This window comes from Undibacterium sp. RuRC25W, assembly GCF_049339825.1.
GTDB lineage: Bacteria > Pseudomonadota > Gammaproteobacteria > Burkholderiales > Burkholderiaceae_D > Undibacterium.
In genome coordinates, this window is the sequence record NZ_JBMPPD010000045.1 from 1 (window position 1) to 22,642 (window position 22,642).

Annotated in this window: 16 protein-coding genes; 11 read left to right on the top strand and 5 right to left on the bottom strand. The window is 45.5% G+C overall.

Annotated elements, in window-relative coordinates:
* Nucleotides 1–176: 176 nt before the first annotated feature.
* Together sixA and ppk1 are read right to left on the bottom strand one after the other, a co-directional pair.
* A complete protein-coding gene (sixA, locus tag ACO0KV_RS16570) occupies nucleotides 177–656 on the bottom strand; it encodes a phosphohistidine phosphatase SixA (protein ID WP_423043988.1) in 480 nt (159 codons plus the stop codon).
* On the bottom strand, nucleotides 656–2,878 hold the full coding sequence (ppk1, locus tag ACO0KV_RS16575; RefSeq protein WP_423043990.1) for a polyphosphate kinase 1: 2,223 nt from the start codon (nucleotides 2,876–2,878) through the stop codon (nucleotides 656–658). The genes sixA and ppk1 overlap by 1 nt, the downstream gene beginning before the upstream one ends.
* A 218-nt stretch (nucleotides 2,879–3,096) precedes the next feature.
* Here ppk1 and pstS point away from each other — a divergent pair, with 218 nt between their 5' ends.
* From pstS to ACO0KV_RS16625, 10 genes are all read left to right on the top strand, one after another.
* Nucleotides 3,097–4,140, top strand: a complete 1,044-nt coding sequence (pstS, locus tag ACO0KV_RS16580; protein WP_423043992.1) for a phosphate ABC transporter substrate-binding protein PstS — start codon at nucleotides 3,097–3,099, stop codon at nucleotides 4,138–4,140.
* Nucleotides 4,141–4,360: 220 nt separating this feature from the next.
* Nucleotides 4,361–5,293 carry a phosphate ABC transporter permease subunit PstC gene (gene pstC, locus ACO0KV_RS16585; protein WP_423044030.1) on the top strand — a complete coding sequence of 311 codons (933 nt, stop codon included), beginning with the start codon at nucleotides 4,361–4,363 and terminating at the stop codon, nucleotides 5,291–5,293.
* Nucleotides 5,293–6,165: a phosphate ABC transporter permease PstA gene (gene pstA, locus ACO0KV_RS16590; protein WP_423043994.1), complete on the top strand. Its 873-nt coding sequence runs from the start codon at nucleotides 5,293–5,295 to the stop codon at nucleotides 6,163–6,165. Before pstC ends, pstA begins: the two co-directional genes overlap by 1 nt.
* A gap of 13 nt (nucleotides 6,166–6,178) precedes the next feature.
* Nucleotides 6,179–6,958: a phosphate ABC transporter ATP-binding protein PstB gene (gene pstB, locus ACO0KV_RS16595; RefSeq protein ID WP_423043996.1), complete on the top strand. Its 780-nt coding sequence runs from the start codon at nucleotides 6,179–6,181 to the stop codon at nucleotides 6,956–6,958.
* Between the two features lie 95 nt (nucleotides 6,959–7,053).
* A complete protein-coding gene (phoU, locus tag ACO0KV_RS16600; protein WP_423043998.1) occupies nucleotides 7,054–7,773 on the top strand; it encodes a phosphate signaling complex protein PhoU in 720 nt (239 codons plus the stop codon).
* Nucleotides 7,773–8,459 carry a phosphate regulon transcriptional regulator PhoB gene (gene phoB, locus ACO0KV_RS16605; RefSeq protein ID WP_423044000.1) on the top strand — a complete coding sequence of 229 codons (687 nt, stop codon included), beginning with the start codon at nucleotides 7,773–7,775 and terminating at the stop codon, nucleotides 8,457–8,459. Before phoU ends, phoB begins: the two co-directional genes overlap by 1 nt.
* Nucleotides 8,460–8,691: 232 nt before the next feature.
* On the top strand, nucleotides 8,692–9,987 hold the full coding sequence (phoR, locus tag ACO0KV_RS16610) for a phosphate regulon sensor histidine kinase PhoR (protein ID WP_423044002.1): 1,296 nt from the start codon (nucleotides 8,692–8,694) through the stop codon (nucleotides 9,985–9,987).
* 151 nt (nucleotides 9,988–10,138) lie between these two features.
* Nucleotides 10,139–11,218, top strand: coding sequence for an HD domain-containing phosphohydrolase (locus ACO0KV_RS16615; protein WP_423044004.1), 1,080 nt, complete (start codon nucleotides 10,139–10,141; stop codon nucleotides 11,216–11,218).
* Between the two features lie 109 nt (nucleotides 11,219–11,327).
* On the top strand, nucleotides 11,328–12,476 hold the full coding sequence (locus tag ACO0KV_RS16620; RefSeq protein ID WP_423044006.1) for an FIST signal transduction protein: 1,149 nt from the start codon (nucleotides 11,328–11,330) through the stop codon (nucleotides 12,474–12,476).
* Nucleotides 12,476–16,003, top strand: coding sequence for a response regulator (locus tag ACO0KV_RS16625; RefSeq protein ID WP_423044008.1), 3,528 nt, complete (start codon nucleotides 12,476–12,478; stop codon nucleotides 16,001–16,003). The genes ACO0KV_RS16620 and ACO0KV_RS16625 overlap by 1 nt, the downstream gene beginning before the upstream one ends.
* A 164-nt stretch (nucleotides 16,004–16,167) precedes the next feature.
* Here the strand turns inward: ACO0KV_RS16625 and ACO0KV_RS16630 are convergent, their stop codons facing one another.
* The 3 genes from ACO0KV_RS16630 to ACO0KV_RS16640 all read right to left on the bottom strand — a co-directional run bounded on the left by ACO0KV_RS16630 (nucleotide 16,168) and on the right by ACO0KV_RS16640 (nucleotide 21,519).
* Entirely contained in the window at nucleotides 16,168–17,991 is a 1,824-nt protein-coding gene (locus tag ACO0KV_RS16630; RefSeq protein ID WP_423044010.1) for an aminopeptidase P family protein, read from the bottom strand.
* A gap of 312 nt (nucleotides 17,992–18,303) precedes the next feature.
* Entirely contained in the window at nucleotides 18,304–20,403 is a 2,100-nt protein-coding gene (gene metG / locus ACO0KV_RS16635; RefSeq protein WP_423044012.1) for a methionine--tRNA ligase, read from the bottom strand.
* A gap of 357 nt (nucleotides 20,404–20,760) precedes the next feature.
* Nucleotides 20,761–21,519: an SDR family NAD(P)-dependent oxidoreductase gene (locus tag ACO0KV_RS16640; protein ID WP_423044014.1), complete on the bottom strand. Its 759-nt coding sequence runs from the start codon at nucleotides 21,517–21,519 to the stop codon at nucleotides 20,761–20,763.
* Nucleotides 21,520–21,651: 132 nt separating this feature from the next.
* Here ACO0KV_RS16640 and ACO0KV_RS16645 point away from each other — a divergent pair, with 132 nt between their 5' ends.
* The gene (locus tag ACO0KV_RS16645) at nucleotides 21,652–22,542 is read left to right on the top strand and encodes a LysR family transcriptional regulator (protein WP_423044016.1); all 891 of its coding nucleotides are present in this window, start codon (nucleotides 21,652–21,654) and stop codon (nucleotides 22,540–22,542) included.
* The last annotated feature ends 100 nt before the right edge of the window (nucleotides 22,543–22,642 follow it).

Sequence of the window (22,642 nt, forward strand, 5' to 3'; positions counted from 1 at the left end):
GGCTTGATAACCCGCTGAACCTTCTTGATACCGTTTAACAACGGCCAGTTTGAATTGCTTTGTGTATTTACTCATGAAAACACCCCAAAAGTTAGGACGGGTGTCCAACTTTTGGGGTGCAGTTCAAGGTAAGGCTTTTTTATGTTTTTCTGAGTGGTACGGGTGATATTGACGGATTACTTCACCACCAAATCTGGTGACATAATCGCTTTCAGATAAGTCTGCAATTCTTCGCCCTGACGTTGCTTTTGCGAGATCCACCAGACGTTGCCTTTACGAATACTGTATTCCTGAAGCGGATGGCCAAGAAGTTCTCCAGCAACCTGTCCCAGATAGGGTTGGTGACCAACGATCATCACGGGTTCACGGCTGTTTGGCCAGTTAACTAAGCGGAGTACTGCATCAACGCTGGCATCTGGTGCCAGTTCAGGCGTAATCTTGAACTTTCTCCCACTTGCGATCAAGGCCTCGGCAGTATCGCGTGCACGTACCGCTGGACTAACTAAGATTCGACATGTTTCTGGGAGCGTGCTATCGAGCCAATAGGCGATTTTGCTGGCTTGTTTCATCCCTTTACCAGTTAATTTTCGGAACTCGTCAGTAATTTCTTCCGTTGCTGGTTCTGCTTCTGCATGCCGCCATAGGATTAAGTCCATTATTCACTTTCTGCAGTTGAGAGAGAGCCTAGTTGTTGCATTAAGAACTGCTGCGCACTGAAGTTCGCTTGTTGACCGCGGGCTTTTTTGCGCTCGTAGTTGCCATTGGAATCCAATACCCATGCGTTGACGTTATCCTTGAGGTAAGGGTCAAGTCCTTCAGCAATAACACGTTTTTTTAATGCTTTATCCAATACAGGGAACGCGACTTCGATGCGTCTGAATAAATTACGATTCATCCAGTCCGCGCTAGCAAGATGAACGTCATGTGCCAGATCATTACGGAAATAATAAATACGACTGTGTTCCAGGAAGCGGCCGATGATGGAACGGACTCGGATATTTTCGGACAAACCTGGTACCCCCGGACGTAATGTACATGCGCCTCGCACAATCAGGTCGATCTTCACGCCGTCAGCGGATGCTGCATATAGTGCCCTGATGACGGACTCATCGGACAGAGAGTTCATTTTAGCAATAATTCTCCCTGGACGGCCTTCACGTGCGATGCGCGCCTCATTGCGGATGGCTTTGATTAATTGTGGCTGTAGTGCAAAGGGTGCCAGCCATAAATAATCGAGCTTTTTGGGCTTGGTCAGACCTGTCAGGTGAATGAAGACTTCGTTGACTTCAGCCGCCATCCCAGGGTGTGCTGTTAGCAGGCCAAAGTCGGTGTAAAAACGCGTCGTTGAAGGGTGGTAGTTGCCCGTACCCATATGTGCGTAATGACGCAACACACCACCTTCTTCGCGGCGAATAACTAATGCCAGCTTGGCATGCGTCTTTAGACCAACAACACCATAAACGACCTGTGCCCCTGCGCGTTGCAGTTTATCAGCCCAATTAATATTCGCTTCTTCATCAAAACGAGCCATTAATTCAACGATGACGGTCACTTCTTTACCGAGACGGGCAGCGGTGATCAGGGATTCCATCAAGTCCGAGTTCATTCCCGTACGGTAGATCGTTTGTTTGATGGCCAAAACGCTAGGATCAAGCGAAGCTGACCGGATAAAGTCAATGACTGTCTGGAACGGTTGGAATGGATGATGCAGCAAGATATCTTGCTTGCGTAGCAGCGTGAAAATATCGGTATGAGAGTATTTTGCAATCGCCTTAGGTGAAAAAGGCGGGAAGCGCAGGTTAGCCTGCTTAACATGGTCAACAAGCTCACCCAGACGCACCATATTGACAGGCCCATCTACTGGATATAAGCGATTTTTATCAAGTGAAAATTGCTCCAACAAGAAACGCGCTAAATCATCGGGGCAATTTTTTGCGACTTCAAGCCTGACGGCGGCGCCGAACTGGCGCGTTTGTAATTCACCTTGTAATGCTTGACGCAGATTTTTTACCTCTTCTTCATCCACCCATAGATCGCTATCGCGGGTGACCCGGAATTGCGAATAGCTGAGCACTTCTCTTCCATTAAAAAGATCAGCGATGTGTGAATGAATGATTGAAGACAATAAACAAAATGTAATCCCTTTTTCTGATAATTCATCAGGTAAGCGAATGATACGCGGCAAGACGCGAGGTGCTTTAACAATCGCAATCCCGGTGCCCCTGCCAAATGCATCCTTTCCTGCTAACGAGATAATGAAGTTGAGACTTTTATTGACAACTTGCGGGAAGGGATGCGCAGGATCGAGTCCAATTGGCGTTAGCAGTGGCCTCACTTCGCGCTCAAAATAGTCCTTGACCCAGGCGCGCTGTGCTTCTGTCCGTTCTGAGTGGCGCAGGAGGTTGATGCCTTTTTTGGAGAGTTGCGGAAGAATTTCCTGGTTAAGTAGCTCGTATTGACGTTGTGCGAGCTCATGACATTCTTTGCTGATGCGTTCGAGACTTGCCTGAAAGTTGGGATGCTGGACCAGTTCACCATCAACTGTATTTTGCGCCAATAGGCTGGCGACTCTGACTTCAAAAAACTCATCCAGATTACTACCGACGATACACAAATACTTTAAGCGCTCTAAAAGTGGAATAGATTTATCTTCAGCCTGGGCAAGAACACGCCAGTTAAAAGCGATTTGTGACATTTCTCTATCGAGAAATATGACAGACTTGGATAGCTCATTTTGTGACTCTTTTGATACTGTTTTTTTATTATTTTTAGAGGCGCTTTCTGTGGAGGAAGATTTTTCCACGCCATTCGCATCCGCATTTTTTGTATTTTTTTCAGTATCGTCTGTAATAAGGTGAGTGACTTCTTGAGTGGTCATATTTTTCCGCATGTCATGCATGTCATAAAGGCTGAGATAGATATCTTAGTCTATTCTAGTTGTTTAATATGTCAGATTTATGACAAAAAGCATGGTAATAATATTAAATATTTCATCAATATTTCACGAATATTTCACTAAGTCATCGTATTGTCATAATTGGATTGTAGAGTGCTGGACGTAGTAACTAACCCTTGTAATTTACATTAGAGGTAAGCATGCAAATGAATAATCTTGTGAAAAAATTGATCTTGGTCAGTGGTATGGTCGCTTCTTTTTCAGCCGCTCAGGCAGCTGATATTACTGGAGCTGGCGCTACTTTCCCTTACCCGATTTACGCCAAATGGGCTGAAGCCTATAAGACTGCAACTGGTAATGGTCTGAACTACCAGTCTATCGGTTCTGGTGGTGGTATCAAGCAAATCAAAGCAAAAACAGTGGATTTCGGTGCTTCAGATATGCCATTGAAGGCAGATGAACTCGCTGCAGAAGGGTTGACACAGTTCCCTGCGATCATCGGTGGTGTTGTTCCGGTGGTGAATCTTGACGGCGTCGCTGCTGGCAAAATGAAAATGACTGGTGATGTTTTGGCTGGTATTTACATGGGTAAAATCACTAAGTGGAATGCACCAGAAATCGTTGCAATCAACCCAGGTATCAAGCTGCCTACTGAAGACATTACCGTAGTACACCGCTCTGACGGCTCTGGTACAACTTTCTTGTGGACTGATTTCCTGAGCAAAGTTAACGCAGAATTCAAAACAGCAGTTGGTTCTTCGACAGCTGTGAAATGGCCAGTAGGCTTGGGCGGTAAGGGTAACGAAGGCGTTGCTGCTAACGTTCAGCGTATCAAAAACTCTATCGGTTACGTTGAATACGCTTACGTTAAAAAGAACAAAATGATCTACACCATGGTAAAAAATGCCGATGGTCAGTTCGTTGAGCCAGATGATGACACATTCAAAGCTGCAGCCGGTAATGCTGACTGGTCTAAAGCACCTGGTATGTTCTTGGTGTTGACAAATCAGCCAGGTAAAACTTCCTGGCCAGTGACTGGTGCATCTTTCATTCTGATGCACAAAGTGCAGGCTAACCCTGCTGAAGCGAAAGAAGTTTTGAAATTCTTTGACTGGGCATTCAAAAACGGCGGTGCAATGGCTGCTGATCTTGACTATGTCGCTTTGCCACCATCCCTGATCAAACAGATTCAAGAAGGCTGGAAAGCAAACATCAAGGATGCAACTGGTAAATCTGTCTGGTAATTTTAGAATTGAATTACAAGCAGTCACTTATTTGTGTTTAGTTGAACTATCTTGATAAAGGCGATCTGGCGCAAGCTGGATTGCCTTTCGGTGAAAAAAAACACCTATGCAAACTCCAATGACCTCTGTCGATATGACCGTACCCTCCGCCAATCAAACTACCTCAAGTATAGATTCTTCGCAGTCGACTCAATTGAGCGATGAAAATCTGGCTAAGGTGATGCGCCGCCAACGTTGGCAGGATTTCTTTTTTCATAAGCTGACACTAGGTTTTGCTGCTCTGGTGTTAATTGTGTTGTTAGGAATTATTTTTTCATTATTTATACGTGCGGTTCCTGCGATGCAGGAGTTCGGTTTAGCGTTTATTACAACGATTGAATGGGATCCGGTTAATGATAAATATGGTGGTTTGATTGCTATTGTCGGTACATTGATCACTTCCATCATCGCGTTGTTGATTGCGTTTCCTGTGAGTTTTGGGATTGCCTTATTCCTGACTGAAATTTGTCCTGCATGGCTGAAGCGTCCTTTAGGGACCGCGATTGAATTACTCGCCGGTGTACCAAGTATTATTTACGGTATGTGGGGCTTGTTTATTTTTGCACCTTTGTTTGCGGAATACATTCAACCAGCGCTACATGCAACACTTGGCCGTTTGCCAGTGATTGGCGCAATGTTCTCTGGTCCGATGATTGGTATCGGTATTTTATCGGCGGGTATTATCCTGGCGATCATGATCATTCCGTTCATCTCTTCCGTTATGCGCGATGTGTTCGAGGTGGTGCCGCCAGTCCTGAAAGAATCAGCCTACGGTCTTGGTTGCACCAAATGGGAAGTGGTTCGCAAAATCGTATTGCCTTACACCAAAATTGGTGTCGTTGGTGGTGTGATGTTGGGGTTGGGGCGAGCCTTGGGCGAGACCATGGCGATTACTTTTGTGATCGGTAACGCTAACCAATTGTCGTGGTCGCTCTTTGCTGCCGGTAATAGTATTGCTTCTACATTGGCCAATGAGTTTGCAGAGGCAGAAACACCGCTGCATGTTTCTTCTCTTTTCCTGTTAGGTTTAATTTTGTTTGTGATTACATTTATTGTGTTATCCGCTGCGAAATTGATGTTGCTTGGTCTGAGTCGTAAAGAAGGAACGAAATAATGGACACTACATTGGCTCAATCTGGACGCAATCCTGTTTATCGTCGTCGTTTATTGGTACACAGACTTGGAATTTTCTTGTCATCATTGGCGATGGCGGTCGGCGTTGGATTTTTAATGTGGATTCTCTTCACGTTATTGATCAAAGGTTTTTCTGCGATTAATCTGGCGATGTTCACTCAGTCGACACCGGCGCCGGGCAGTGATGGCGGCGGTTTGTTGAATGCAATTGTCGGTAGTTTGATGATGGTTGGCAGTGCAGCTTTAATTTCTACTCCAATTGGTATTCTGGCTGGTATCTATTTGGCCGAATATGGTAACAAGAGCTGGTTTGGTGCTGTGACCCGATTTGTGACCGATATTATGTTGTCTGCACCATCGATCGTGATTGGCCTGTTCGTTTATGCGATTTATGTCGCTAATGTTAAGCACTTTTCTGGTTGGGCCGGCAGTATCGCAATTTCCTTGATCGCTATTCCGGTGGTCGTCCGTACGACCGATAATATGCTGGGACTGGTTCCTGCTAGCTTGCAAGAAGCTGCTTTTGCGCTCGGCGCACCGCGTTGGAAGGTCGCGTTGACGATACGTTTGCGTGCTGTTAAGGCCGGTGTGATTACGGGCATTTTGTTGGCAGTAGCACGTATTTCTGGTGAGACTGCTCCATTATTATTTACAGCGTTGAATAATCAGTTCTTTAACGGCAATATGAACAAGCCGATGGCAAATTTGCCTGTCGTTATTTACCAGTTTGCGATGAGTCCTTATGACAATTGGCGTGATCTAGCATGGGGCGGCGCTTTACTTATTACCTTTAGTGTTCTGGGCTTAAATATTTTGTCCCGCACATTATTTAATCAAAAATCACAGCACTAATCCGGGCATCGATATGACCACTACACAAACAAACAACTTGAAAAAAGCAATCGAGATTGATGGGCTGAATTTTTTCTACGGCGCTACCCGTAGTTTGCGTGATATCAATTTAAATATTTTTGACAAGAAAGTCACTGCTTTCATTGGTCCTTCTGGTTGCGGTAAGTCGACTCTGTTGCGTACCCTCAATCGGATGTACGATTTGTATCCGGGGCAACGCGCCGAAGGCAAAATTATTTATAAAGGTAAGAATATTCTGGATGCAGACCAGGATATTAATTTGTTGCGCGCTAAGGTTGGTATGGTATTCCAAAAGCCAACACCTTTTCCTATGTCGGTTTATGACAACATTGCGTTTGGCGTTCGTTTATACGAGAATTTATCCAAGGGCGAAATGGACGAACGTGTAGAATGGGCTTTAAAAAAAGCGGCGATCTGGACAGAAGTAAAAGACAAGTTAAATAAGAGTGGTCTGAGTTTGTCCGGTGGTCAACAGCAGCGTCTCTGCATTGCCCGTGGCGTATCCGTTAAGCCAGAAATTTTATTGCTGGACGAACCTACTTCTGCGTTGGATCCGATTTCTACTGTCAAGATCGAAGAGTTAATTCACGAACTTAAAGAAGAGTACACGATTGCGATTGTCACCCATAACATGCAGCAAGCTGCACGTTGTTCCGACTTTACTGCGTACATGTACCTGGGTGAGCTGGTTGAGTTTGGTGAGACCGATCATATCTTCATGAATCCAGTGAAGAAAGAAACACAAGACTATATTACCGGTCGTTTCGGTTAATTGTCCAAAGAGCTAGAGCAAAACGACGCCATTGTTGGCGGTGATTTTGTCTGTTCTTATCCATCCTTAACGGTAAAAATTTTCAGGAGATTCCAGTGACTGGCGAACACTCTTCAAAACAGTATGATCACGACCTTGAGACTATTCGCTCCAAGGTGTTGTTAATGGGCGGTTTGGTCGAGAGCCACTTCCATGACGCTATGTCTTGCTTCCGGACTGGGAATGCGGACCAGGCTGAAGCAGTTATTCAGTCCGATCTTGAAGTAAATCGTCTTGAGGTAGCGCTGGATGATATGTGCAGTCACCTGATCGTGAAGCGTCAGCCAGCGGCCAATGATTTGCGCACAGTAATGGCCACCGGTAAGGTTATTACCGATCTGGAGCGTATTGGCGACGAGTCGACAAAGATTGCGCGTATCTCGAAAGAAGCCAATATGAATCGTCGTGGCGCGTCGATGTTTAATGGTTACGACACAGTACGCGTATTGGCTGGTAGCGTTGCAGATATGTTGCATCATTCATTGGATGCGTTTGCGCGCCTTGATGATGCAAAAGCGGTACAGTTAATCGCGCAAGATGCCATTATTGACAACGATTTTCGCTCAATTATGCGTAACCTGATCACGTTTATGATGGAAGATCCGAGTACGATCACTTCTTCCTTAAACACAATGTGGGTAGCAAAAGCGATTGAACGTATTGCTGACCACGCAAAAAATATTGCCGAACATACGATTTACATCGTTGAGGGCAAAGATATCCGTCACTCGGATTATGTCGCAATTAAACAAGATCAAAAAATTGACAACGAATAATGGCTGCTGATACCACAATCCTCATCGTTGAAGATGAACCTGCAATCGTCGAGTTAGTCAGCTTCACTTTGCGTGCTGCCGGATGGAACACTTTTGCTGTCAATAACACGGCAGATGCGTGGGATTTCATTCAACGAAGAACACCACAGTTAATTTTACTTGACTGGATGTTGCCTGATCAGACTGGCTTACGTTTGTTATCGAAAATCCGTGCTGATCGTCAGTTTAATGAAATTCCTATCATTATGCTCACGGCCAAGAGCATGGAAGAGGACAAAATCGCTGGCCTTGATCATGGTGCTGATGATTATGTGACTAAACCATTCTCTCCACGTGAACTGACTGCACGTATTAAAGCGTTGCTGCGCCGGAAGAGTCCTGAACATTCTCAAACAGCATTGACTGCTGGAAATGTTGTCTTGGATCCTGTCAGCTGCACAGTCAAAATTGAAGATCAAAAAGTGGATATTGGCCATGCTGAATATAAACTCCTGAAATTCTTTATGGCGCACCCTGAGCGTGTTTTTTCTCGTAGTCAACTGCTTGATAAAGTCTGGGGTGACCATGTGGTCATTGAAGAACGAACAGTCGATGTTCATGTTCTGCGTTTGCGTAAAGTATTAAAATCAGCAGAATCCCTGATTAAAACCGTTCGCAGTGTCGGTTATATGTTGTCTGAAAAATAGTAAGTTGTAGTCACTCCAGTAATTTGGAGTGACCATTTTGATGATAAAGATTTAGAGACCTTCCGCAAAATCACACTACAGTGCTGATTTGCAAGGTAAAACGCATAGACGATCAATTATTAAAACAAGTTTGATGTAATGCGGATTATTCGGTTTTTCTCTCTAGTTGCACGCACTAAGTTCATCTCATGAACTACCGCACTCCCATATAAAAATACATCAGGGATCTCTCATGTCTCCTCGTCTTATTTTCTGGATTTCGAACTCAATCCGTATGATACTTGTTGCAATTGGCACGGTCGTTGCATGTTATATGTGGGGAACTGTTCCCGGGTTGATTGTCGGTATTTTGGCCATGGCATCATTAGTTTTGGTGCAATTATTTTATCTGCAGCGACTCGCTGATTGGCTCGATCATCCGAGTAGTTCACGTCTTCCTGATGGTTGGGGCGCATGGACCGATATTTTTTCTAGGCTGTACAAGTTGCGCCGTGGCGATGAGAAAAATCAGACCGAGTTAACCGAATGGCTCGCACGTTTTCGTCAGGCGATGACATTATTGCCGGATGGAGTGGTCATCATGGATGATGTTCTGTTCCTAGAATGGTGTAATCCTGCTGCTGAGCGCCATCTTGGACTGAGTCTGGCCAAAGATAAGGGCATGCGGGTTACAAACCTCGTGCGTAGCCCTGAATTTATGGATTACATCATTCTTGGTCGCTACGAAACGCCATTAACCTTGTCTTTCCGTGACCGGAAATTGATCGCACACATTATCCCATTTGAAAATCGCCGACAAATTCTGGTTACCCACGATGTAACGGAATCGGAGCGAATCGATATGATGCGCCGCGATTTTATTGCCAATGCATCGCATGAACTCAGAACACCATTGACAGTGATCAATGGTTTTCTGGAAATCGCCTCTTTGCAGCCTGATTTAGATATCCCAACACGCAATGCCCATTTAAAACTGATGTCTGAACAAGGTGAGCGGATGCAACGTCTGGTAGAGGACATGCTGATCCTCACCCGTCTCGAGTCGATGGATCATTTGCTCAGAACCGAAGTGATTAATATGCGAGGATTACTTGAGCAGATTTTGCAAGAAGCTCATGCGCTCTCTGCTGGTCGTCACCACATAACACTGGATTGCCAAGGACCTGATATTCGCGGAAGCTCCGATGAGATCCGCAGTGCCCTGACCAATTTGGTCACCAACGCGATCCGATACACGCCAGAGAATGGCGAAATCCAGATCAAGTGGTGCAATTCTTCGCAGGGGCCAAAGTTTATCGTCACCGATAACGGTATCGGGATTAGCTCTGAACATATCTCTCGTTTAACTGAGCGTTTTTATCGTGTCGATAAAAGCAGGTCCCGAGAAACGCAGGGTACAGGTCTCGGTTTGGCAATCGTCAAGCATGTTTTGTTACGGCACAATGCGAACTTATTAATCGATTCCGTGCCAGATCAGGGGAGTAAATTTTCAGTTCAGTTCCCACCGACCATTGCGATCGAAAATTAAAAATTTCCTCTTGGATACCTATTGCTGTCAATAAAAAGTATAAATTTTGTTATTACTCGCTAGACTTGAGTTGAAATACGGTACACTAAAAAAATACTCGTCATTAGCACGCTGTTTGCGTGCAAAGTGTAGTCTAGGGAGGCGATGTTCGATGGAAATGAACGTTTTAGTGCTGGATGATGCGCAAATTAACGTGACCTTACTTTGTCTTTTACTTAAAAAGATAGAAGAATGTAATTCTGTTAGTTTCACTGATCCGGAACCAGCCCTTCAGTGGTGCTCGGGCAACGTTCCCGACTTAATCATGGTTGACTATATGATGCCAACCATGGATGGCATTGAATTCATCCGGCGTTTCCGCCAAATGCCTGGTTGCCACGATATTCCGGTGTTGATGATTACCGCTAACAACGAACTTGCTTTGCGTTATCAAGCATTAGATGTTGGCGCAAATGATTTTCTGATCAAACCGATCGATAAAATCGAATTTCTTGCGCGCACCAAAAATATGTTGGCTTTGCGTAAAAGTCAGCGCTTCCTTGAGGATAGAGCAATCTGGCTGGATGTTGAAGTCCGAAAGGCAACTGCTGAAATCCGAGCGAGGGAGCGCGAAACGATCTTTCGGCTATCTAAAGCTGCAGACTCAAGAGATCCGGAGACAGGGGCCCATATTTTACGTATGGCCAACTACTCAAGAATTATCGCGGAAAAATTGGGCTTATCTGAAGCAGACCAACAGCTCCTCCTTGAGGCTGCACCAATGCATGACATTGGCAAAGTTGGTATCCCAGACAATATTCTCCTGAAACCAGGAAAACTCACGGTAGATGAATTTACCATCATGAAGCGGCATGCTTCTTTGGGATATGAAATATTATCCGGTAGTAGTTCAGATTTACTCAATGCCGGAGCGCAAATCGCACTAGCCCACCATGAAAAATTCGATGGAACGGGCTATCCCAAAGGCCTCGCTGGAGAAGAGATTCCTCTGTTCGCCAGAATCGTTGCCGTTGCGGATGTATTTGATGCGCTCACCTCGGAACGCCCCTACAAAGCAGCTTGGGAAATAGATAAGGCACTCGCTTTTCTTAATGAAGGTGCTGGGCAGCACTTTGATCCTCGTTGTATAGAGGCATTCACCGCCGGCTGGGATAAAATTTTGGAAATTAAAAATCTGTACAGCGAAGAACAAAATGATCATCGGACTTTTGGGGCTGAATGGAGTTTGTAATAACGTTCCGGCTGACATTATGAGTTCGGTAGCCAACCAGAGGTTTGAGTTTGTCCGTTGTTTTTAAACCAATATAAAAATACTTATTCTATTCATAAAGGAGCCCTTCATGAAAATATCACAAATTGTGATTGACGATGTTTCTGAGGCCGCAAAAAGCTTAGCTCCTTTGGTACAAATTTCGCCGCAGCTCGTTTTTGTGTTCGGTTGTGTTGGTCATTTTACTCATCCCGATTTTTTCAATGTGTTGAAAACAGCTTTTCCTGACGCTGAGTTGGTTGGGTGTACAACCGCTGGAGAGATATCGTCTGTTGCTGTCACAAACAAAACTTCGATTGTCACCGCCATTCATTTCGATTCTGCCACTTTTAAGGTGGTCACCAGTGATCTTAATGAAATGGAAGACTCTTATCAGACAGGTCACGAGTTAGCTGTTCAACTCCAATCATCGGCGCTACGCGCTGTGATCTTACTCGGCCAGGGCGTCAACATCAACGGCAGTGCGTTGATCGAAGGAATGACGGAAGTCCTTGGAACGACGCTACCTATTACCGGTGGACTTGCTGGGGATGAGGGTGCATTTACAAAAACTTATACGCTTTCTTCCTGCGGTATATCAACATCAACCAATATCGCGATTGGATTCGTTGGAGATAAATTGTTATTTTCACACGGGAGCTTTGGTGGTTGGAAACCTTTTGGGCCCACGCGAAAGGTCACTAAGTGCCTAGGGAATGTGCTCTATGAACTTGATGATAAACCTGCTCTGGACGTCTACAAACGTTATTTAGGTGAATATGCCAAAGACTTGCCAGGGTCCGGTTTGCTTTTTCCGTTCGAAATGTTGAGTGATAGTCGTGAGTCTTTGGGACAAATTCGTACCATATTGGGCGTCAACGAAGATGATGGAAGTTTGATTTTAGCTGGTGCAATTAATCCCGATGGCTACTTAAGACTGATGCACGCACACACAAACGATCTCGTAGACGGTGCTGAAACTGCCGCTAACGCTATTATTGAAGGGACATCTTCTGTTATGGGACAAGCATTAGGTTTGCTTGTTAGCTGTGTTGGCCGGAAGTTAGTCATGGGTGGTCGAGTTGATGAGGAGGTTGAGGCTGTGAGTGACATCCTTGGGGATGCAACCATTTTGTGTGGTTTTTATTCTAATGGCGAAATTTGTCCGGGATATAAACTAGAAGTGTGCAGCTTGCACAATCAAACCATGACAATTACTTACTTGGCTGAGATGAACTGATGGCGCATAAGCTATCCTTACGTCAGTATAAAAGGCTGCTTGGGATTGGCAATGAAGCAGCCTTGGAGCTGGTTTTGTCTGAAATGGAACAACTGGCGAAGTCTGACACCCTCAATGCATCAGTAAAGACAGTACTTGGCGGTTTTCGGGAGTTTTTGTCTCAGGTTGATGAAGCCTACCATCAGGCAGACCGCGATCTGGCACTGGGAAAGTTGAGCTTAGAACTTAGTTCAAATGAGTTAAGTCAAGCAAATGAGACCTTGCGTCTTGATGCGGAAGCGCGTGCGCAAGTGATGGTCACTTTGCGCCATACGACGAATCAAGTCTTAGCGCAACTTGGCAAACACTTGGATGATGATCGTAGCCTGGAGAATTTAAGTCACTTGCTTTCTGGTCTGGTGACAGAATTGCTTGAGACAAGGCGAGACCTTGAGCGCGCATTGGCTGCAGTTGAAAAACAAAAATTTGCCCTTGATCAACATGCTATTGTCAGTATGACTGATGAACATGGCACATTGATCTATGCAAACGAGAAATTTTGTGAGATCAGCAAATTTAGTGTCCACGAGTTGATTGGTCAAAATCATCGCATCGTCAATTCTGGCTATCACACGAAAGAATTTTTCCAAAATCTATGGAGTACTATTCAGTCAGGCCGTGTCTGGCATGGTGAAATCCGTAATATTGATAAAGAAGGCGGGTTTTATTGGACTAATGCCACCATCGTTCCTTTTTTGAATCAAGATAACCGGCCTTATCAATACATTTCTATCCGCACTGATATTACAGAACAATTGCGCTTGCGTGAGAAAATCGAGACAAGTCAGGCGTTATTACAAAACGTGATGAATACGTTGGGCGAGGGCGTATTCACTCTTGATGCACGTGGTATTTGTACCTTCATGAATCCAGAGGCTGAAAAGATTTTAGGCTATCAATTTGCTCAAGTCGTTGGTCGCCGGATGCACGATATTATTCATAGCCGTCAAGGAGATGGTAGTTATCTCGATAGTAAAGACTGTGGCATTGAAAAGGCGGTATTTAACGGAGAAGTATTCCGCTCTGAGCTTGAGTATTTCCAACATCAATCAGGAAAAATCTTCCCAGTCTCGATTGTTGCCTCTCCGATATTTGAGAATGGTGCAATCGTCGGCTCAGTTTCAGCCTTTCAGGATGTTTCTTCTCGTATAGCAGCAGATAATGCATTACGCGAGAGTGAAATGAAGCAGCGCATGCTTATCGATAATGCGGCCGATGCCGTTTTTGTAGGTAACGCTGAGGAACGGTGGATTTATGCAAATGATCTTGCGCTCAATATGTTGGGGTATACCAGAGAAGAGTTGGTTGGTCACAAAATGTATGATTTGTTGCCTCCTGATAGGGCAGAGATTGCCGAGAAAAATTTCCTCAGTTATCTCCGGAATAAAAAATTTATTAGTGCAGCAATTGAGCTCGTCAAAAAAAATGGTGAGCTCGTTCCAGTGGAAATCAATGCGGCTCTCTTGCCTGATGGCAGTATTTATGGATCTTGCCGAGACATAACGGAGCGTCAGCGTTTTGAGTCCGTTTTAATACAAGCGAAAGAGGATGCTGAGGCTGCGAATACTGCCAAGAGTGAATTTCTGGCAACCATGAGTCATGAAATCAGAACGCCGATGAACGGCATTATTGGCATGACTGAACTGGCTCTGGATACCTATTTAGCTCCTGAGCAACGTGAGTATCTGGAGTTAGTAAAGTTTTCATCTTATTCCTTGCTTGGAATTATTAATGACATTTTAGATTTTTCCAAAATAGAATCTGGCAAAGTTATTCTTGAAAAGATCGATTTTGAAATCAGTGAGTTACTCGCTTCATGTCTGAAGGCATTGGCCGTTAGGGCCTCTCAGAAAGGGATTGAGTTAGTCTATAAAGTTGATCCTGCCGTTCCAGACATACTGTTAGGCGATCCTGGTCGCTTACACCAGATCATTACTAATTTAGTCGGAAATGCGATTAAATTTAGTGAGCAGGGCGAAATTATTTTGGATGTCCAATTAGTGCAACGTCACGGTGATGAATTAGAAATTTACTTTGCGGTGACTGATCATGGCATCGGCATTCCACTGGAAAAGCAGGCGACGATCTTCAATCCTTTTAGTCAGGCTGATGCATCGACTACCCGTAAGTATGGAGGGACTGGCTTAGGACTGACTATTTCTTCTCGATTGGTCCAAAACATGCAGGGTATCTTGGCGGTAAATAGTGAGGTTGGCAAAGGAAGTACCTTTTACTTTAACGTTAAGGTTGAGGTGGGCGCACGGCATGATGAGGAATTATCAAGGCCGGATTTGACGGCACTTCGCGTACTAATCGTTGATGATAATGCAATTAACCGACATTTTTTCTCTGAAACCCTCAGAAACAGAGGTGTGAAATCGGTTGCCGTACCTTCAGGCCATGATGCGTTAGTCTTTCTGTCTGAACAGGGAGCTAAGAATAGAAAAATTGATATTATTTTGCTTGATGTTTGTATGCCCGAAATGGATGGTTTTGACTTCTTGACGGCGTTACGGGGTAGCACTGGATTTTCTATGCCCAAAGTCATTGTATTGTCATCGGCCGGTTCGCCAGATGATGCACGTAAATGCCGTGAAATGGGAATACAGGAGTACGTAACAAAACCTGTTAGTCAACAGGAGTTGTTGAATTCAGTTGGTATGGCGATGAATGGAAAACCTATCCGGCATCACGTTAGGCACCGTGTGACTGAAATGTTGCCTTCGCTTCATACACCTTTGAAGATACTCGTGGTCGAAGATAATATCGTTAATCAAAAATTGGTCATTTCTCTACTGAATAAATGGAATCACTCCGCCACCGTTGCTGCAACCGGTTTGATTGCACTCAAAAAATACCAACAGGAGCAATTTGATGTCATTTTGATGGACATGCAAATGCCAGAAATGGGCGGCATAGAGGCAACCGAGCGTATTCGTGAGGTCGAAGCTGCAGCGCCAGGCAAGCCACACATTCCTATCATTGCAATGACAGCGAATGCGATGCCAGGAGACTGGGAGCGTTGTCTCGAAGTTGGTATGGACCATTATTTGTCAAAACCGATTAAGGCAGGACAATTGCAAAGTTTATTATCCGAATACCAAAAAGAATTACCCGAGTCAGTGAGTGCGAAAGAAAATATGAACAGTTCAGATGCATTTGATTATCTGCACGCAATGCAATCAGCAGATCAAGAAATTATTCAAATCATCGCTCAGTCGTTTCTAGACGCTTATGAACAGTATCTCTCAGAGATTTCGGCGGGTATTTCGACGCAGGATGCAGAGTTATTACATCGTTCTGCGCATACAATGAAAGGCGTGGTCAGTAATTTCTGCGCTTATCCAATAGAGGAACTGGCAGATAAGCTTGAGAAAAAAGGGAAAGAAAAACATTTCGATGGGGCAGAGCAATTGTTGGCAACCATGCGTATTGAACTGACAAAATTTACGGATACGCTTAAGCAGTTTGTTTTAACCGGCTCTTGATGTCGTTGAAATTCAGCGGTCTAAAGAGAGGTTTTGCGTTAGACCGCCTATGTTGTTTGTCCGTTGTTGGTGGGTATGTAAAAACTTCTTCTAATGAGGCAGAAAAAACGCTTCCTCGATGAATGAGTTGGCGTTTTTTTGATAGCTTGCCTTTGGTTGTGTACTTAATTAGTAATGGGACTTGTCCGTTCTTTGAGCCACGCCAAGGCTTCACCCGAAACGCGGGGTGCCAAGCGTTGAAGTACCGTTCCGTGGTAATTGTTGAGCCAGTTGATCTCGTCCTCATTGAGCATTGCATTGACGATACAGCGCGTGTCAATTGGGCACAGGGTTAATGATTCGAATTTAACGTATTCGCCAAACTCTGTTTGCACGGCAGGTACCGTCAGCAATAGGTTTTCAATACGTACGCCCCATTGTTCTGGTCGATAGATGCCAGGTTCATTCGACGTAATCATGCCGATTTCCATTGCGGTATGTGGCTCTGCCAATGTCGCAGAAATCGATTGTGGACCTTCATGAACATTCAGGAAATATCCCACGCCATGACCCGTACCGTGACCATAGTTGATGCCTTGCGCCCAGATCGGTGCCCTTGCCAGCGCGTCAAGCATCGGTGATGGCGTGCCGCGTGGGAATACCGCTTTCGATAAATTAATCATACCCTTTAAGACCAGCGTAAAATCGCGCTTTTGTGCTTCGGATACTGTGCCGACCGGGAAAACTCGAGTGATATCAGTGGTGCCATTCAGATACTGGCCGCCGGAATCGATTAGTAACAGGCCATCGCCTTCGATGACAGCATGTGACTCCGGTGTTGCGCGATAGTGCGGCATGGCGCCATTACCGTTAAAGCCAGCAATCGTGCCAAAGCTCGGTGAAATAAAGTGGGGCTGACGCGCGCGGGCAGCACAGATTTTTTCATCAATGGTGATTTCAGTGATGGTTTCACGACCGAGTGCTGATTCCAGCCAGCTGAAAAATTCACACAGCGCAGCACCGTCTTGTTCCATCGCTTCGCGGACAAAATCTGTCTCTTGGGCATTCTTACGTGATTTGATGAATACGGAGGGATTAATCGCATCGATAACGTTGACACCAGCGGGGATCGCCTGATGAAAGCCCAGCGTGATACGGCGTGGGTCAATCAGGATCGATGTGCTGCCAGCGGTGCCAAGTTGTGCGAGAGCGATTGCCGCCTCTGCATACGCTGCAACGTGTACCTGATCTTGGACTAATGTCGCTTGCAATTGAGACGAGACTTTGCCTTCAGCCACAAAAATCGTTGCCTCATCAAGACCGATCAGTGCATGGCCAGCAAAGACTGGGTTATAGCTGACGTCGCTACCGCGCAAATTGAATATCCAGGCCAGATCATCAACGGTGGAGACGAAATGCCAGTCTGCTCCTTTGGCACGCATTTGTTCGCGCACCAACGACAGCTTGTCTTTGCGTGACACGGTGGCAAATGGTGCCAGATGTTCAAATATCGGCGCCAGCGGCAAACCAGGACGGTCACGCCAGATTTCTTGCAAGAGATCGGTATCGGTTTTCAGTTGCACCGATTTTGCGTTCAATTGTTGTGTCAGGATACGTGCTGCCATTAAGCCCAATACGGCACCATCGACAGCAACTACTTGCCCCGTCTGCATCGTGCTTACCAGCCAATCAATGTGCGCAATGGAGGCCGCCGACGCGATCTTCATCATTTCTATACCTGTGGGCGCCAGCTCTTTTTCTGCCTGACTCCAATAACGGCTATCGACCCACAAGCCAGCAAAATCAGCCGTCACAATCAGCGTACCAACCGAGCCAGTAAAGCCTGAAAAATAACTGCGACCTTGCCAGCGTTCGGGTAAGTATTCAGAGAGATGCGGGTCGGCAGACGGAATAATATAGGCGTCAATATGGTGCTGCTTCATTGCCGCACGTAATTGCAGCAGGCGAGCGGGAACAGGCGAGGCGATATGGCTGCTTGGGGTACTCATGAAAAGGTCTTTCTGGGGAAAATATCTGCAAAAATAGTCGTAAGGGATCAGTATACTTGAAGTGAATTTTGATGCCTTTACTATGCAAATTTCGTCATTTTCTTAAGTTTTTAGGCATAAAAGCAGAATGTTTTGTCCATAAAAGAAAGTCTGTTCCTAATTAAATTTAATATCAAGATATGGTATTAACCAGCAACTATTTCTCTATTGAAAACAAAAAGGCGGTCTGAACTTGATATTCAGACCGCCATGGTGTTCACGAGCTTGTCTTTGTTGTCTTTGACAAGCCGCGATGATGTTCAGTGCCAGCGATTAGCGGACGCGCATCCCAGGTTGTGCACCTGGCCATGCTTCGAGGATGTATAAGCCTGGGTTGGCTTTTTCGTCTGCAGCCGAGGCAGCCAATACCATACCCTCAGATAGACCAAACTTCATCTTACGTGGTGCCAGATTAGCCACCATGACCGTGAATTTCCCAATCAGCTGTTCTGGCTGATAAGCCGATTTGATCCCTGAGAAGACATTACGGGTGCGGCTCTCGCCTACGTCCAGTGTCAAGCGCAATAACTTGTCGGATCCCTCAACGTGTTCGCAATTGACGATTTTTGCAATACGCAGATCAATTTTGGCAAAGTCATCAATGTTGATTTCGTCAGCCAATGGCTCAATATCACTATCGGTATCACTGCTTGGTGTAACTGATGCAGCAGCAGAGGTAGCAGATGCGGCTGGTGTTACAGGTGCCGCCGCTGGTGTCGTTGGCGCGTCAAACAATTGATCAAAAATCTTAGGATCAACACGTTGCATCAGATGTGCATATGGATGGATTGTGTGTTGGTGTGGCAATGGCACGCCAACGTCAGCCCATTGCAGCGGCGCGAGATTTAATTGTGCTTCAACCTGCGCCGCCAGTTGTGGCAATACTGGTTTCAAGAAAATAGTCAGAATACGGAACGCTTCAAGCAGACGACTGCAAACTTCTTGCAATTTCGCATCGTTTTCTGGTTTTTTAGCCAGTTCCCAAGGTTTATTGGCATCAACGTAAGCATTGACCAGATCCGCCTGTTCCATCGCTGCACGCAGGGCTTTACCGTATTCACGGGCTTCATACAGCGCTTTGATTTCTGGCGCTGCTTTGTACAAGTTACCCAGGAATGCATCATCCGCATTTGCCCAGTCGCTAGTGACTACGCCGTTAAAACGTTTGCTGATAAAACCAGCCGCACGGGAAGCGATATTGATGTACTTACCGATCAAGTCTGAGTTGATACGGGCAACAAAATCATCCGGGTTCAAATCCAGATCTTCTACTTTCGCGTTCAGTTTTGCAGCGAAGTAGTAGCGCAGCCACTCTGGGTTCATACCGATTTCGAGGTAACGCAATGGTGAAATGCCAGTGCCGCGGGATTTGGACATTTTTTCGCCAGAGACTGTCACAAAACCATGTGCGTAGACGTTATCAGGTGTCTTGTAACCAGAAAATTTCAACATCGCAGGCCAGAACAACGTATGGAAATAGGTAATATCTTTACCGATAAAATGGATTTGCTCGGTGGTTGGATCGGCCATGAACGCGTCAAAGTCGCGTCCGGTTTTACCGAAATAGTTTTTGAGCGACGCCAAATAACCGACCGGTGCATCCAGCCAGACATAGAAGTATTTACCTGGTTGATCCGGGATTTCAATACCAAAATAAGGCGCATCACGGCTGATGTCCCAATCACCTAGGCCGCCTTCGCCTTCAAGCCATTCTTTGCATTTGTTGGCGACTTCAGATTGCAGACGATTGTCTTGCAGTGCCCAGTCGCGCAGGAAATCAACGCATTTCTGGTCCGATAATTTAAAAAAGAAGTGCTCTGATGACTTCATGATTGGCGTAGCGCCCGTCAATACAGAGTAAGGATTCACGACTTCGGTCGGTGCATAGACTGCGCTACACACTTCACAAGAATCGCCATACTGGTCTTTCGCACCACATTTAGGGCATTCGCCTTTGATATAGCGGTCCGGTAAAAACATATTTTTAACCGGATCATAAAATTGTTCGATGGTCTTGCTGGTGATGAAACCAGCCGCCTTCAATTTACGGTAAATGTCCTGGGATAAGGCATGATTTTCTGGGCCGTCGGTCGAATGCCAGTTGTCGAACTGGATGTGGAAACCGTCCAGATATTGCTTGCGGCCAGCCGCAATCTGCGCCACGAATTCTTGTGGCGTAATACCCGCTTTTTCAGCCGCAATCATGATCGGCGCACCATGCGCATCGTCAGCACCAACAAAATGCACTTCGTTACCCGACATTCGCTGATGTCTCACCCAGACGTCAGCCTGGATATATTCCATGATGTGACCAAGGTGGAAGGGCGCGTTTGCGTAGGGAAGGGCAGTGGTAACGAACAGCTTACGGGTCATGTTGATGCACTTTTTGAATTAACGGACAAGGGCATTATTCTAACAGCGAATCCGTCACTGAAAATGCTCAGCGACACAGAAGACGCTAGTGAGTCGACTAAACATTTAATTTTTACCATCTTTTTCGGTGTAAAAGCAGTATTTTTAGGAGGAGTACGTATTGATTGCGCCTCGGCACAGCATAATTGCTCTAGTTTAATTTCCATATGGAAATTAACGGTATGAATTAAAGCTGTTAGTTACGGGGTGGTAATCATGAGGAAGCCAACCTAAACCAACGCAAATGGCATAACAAACTACGGGAGGGCATCCAGTAGTTTGTATTAGTTGATACATTGCACAACTATTTCAATGTAATTATAAAAACATCCCACCTGAGGCTTCGATACGTTGTGCATTAATCCAGCCGTTATCCTGATTCAGTAACGATGCAATCACGCCGCCAATATCATCCGGCAGACCAACCCGACCCAGCGCAGTTTGCGAAGCGATAAAGGTATTGAGCTCAGCATTGTCGCGCACAACGCCGTGTCCGAAGTCGGTCTCAATGGCGCCTGGTGCAACGACATTGACGGCGATAGAGCGTGGCCCCAATTCTTTAGCTAGATACCTCGTGAATACTTCAATCGCTCCTTTCATCGCCGCGTAAGCGGCATAGCCCGGCAACGCAAAACGGGTCAGACCCGTAGAGACATTGACAATGCGACCGTGGTCTACGATGAGCGGCAATAATTTCTGCGTCAGAAAGAATACGCCTTTAAACTGAATATTCACCAATTGATCAAATTGCGCTTCGGTCGTGTCAGAAATCAGCGCATGGATACCAATACCGGCGTTATTTACCAGAAAATCAAAATGAGTGCGTTGCCACTTTTGCGCCAGCGTTTCTTGAACGCGTAAAGCAAAGGTATCAAAACTCTGGCTGTTACCGACATCCAGTTGCAGTGCGACGGCCTTTTGTCCGAGCTGTTCAATTTCAGCGACCACAGCGGCTGCTTCAATTTCTTTGCTGTGATAAGTCAAAATTACGTCAACACCTTGTTGAGCTAGTTTTAACGCAGCACTTTTCCCTAAACCACGGCTGGCGCCAGTAATGATAGCAATTTTAGTCGTCATGCATTTCTCCTCAAGAATGGTTCCCCATACAGGGAATGAGGCAAGTATATTGATCTCAATAAATAAAACAAAGATAGAAAAATTGATTACACTGTTCGTTTTTATTAAACAATGAGTCCGCCGAGGAAGTCGATGAACCAATTTGACGCGATGAAAATTTTTGTACGTGTTGCCGAATTGGCGAGCTTTACTCAGGCAGCCGATAGCCTAGGGTTACCCAAGGCCAGCGTCTCAACGGCAGTTAAACAGCTGGAAAACACACTAGGCACGCGTCTCTTGCAGCGAACGACCCGCACGGTACAGATGACGCAGGACGGCATGGTGTATTACGAACGCAGCAAAGACATGTTGATTGATATGGACGAGTTACAATCGATGTTCCGGCAAAGTGAGGTTGATATTAGCGGCCGATTACGAGTCGATATGCCCGTTGGTATAGCACGGGCCAAAATTATTCCCAGACTGCCAGAATTTATTCGCGCCCATCCCAAACTGGACATTGAATTAAGCAGCACCGATAGACGCGTCGATCTGATACGCGAAGGCTTTGATTGTGTTATCCGAGTCGGTACCTTAATTGATTCCAGCCTGATCGCACGCCCATTGTGTCATTTCAACCTGATTAACTGTGCCAGCCCGGTGTATGTCAAACAGTATGGTATGCCGCAAACCATTGCTGATCTCTATACGCACAAAATGATTCATTACGCACCATCGTTCGGCGCATCTGTCAGCACCTTTGATTACATGATAGGGAATCAGTCCTATCAACAACCTGTTGCCGCGGCGATGGTTGTCAATAATGCCGATGCATACCAATCGGCATGTCTGGCGGGTCTAGGGATTATTCAGGCACCGGAAATCGGTGTGACAGACTTAATTGAGCAAGGTAAGTTGATTGAGTTACTGCCAGACTATCGTGCTGCTCCCATGCCCGTCTCACTCTTGTATGCCAATCGCAGACACCTGCCAAAACGCACGCAGCTTTTTATGAACTGGGTTGCTGATGTGATGCAGGATTGAAGAAATCCAAGATAGAAATAAGACCTCATCTGTATGTCTAGTATTTATTTTAATACCTGATATTGATTAATGAAGTTCCGAAATCAGATAACAGGCAATG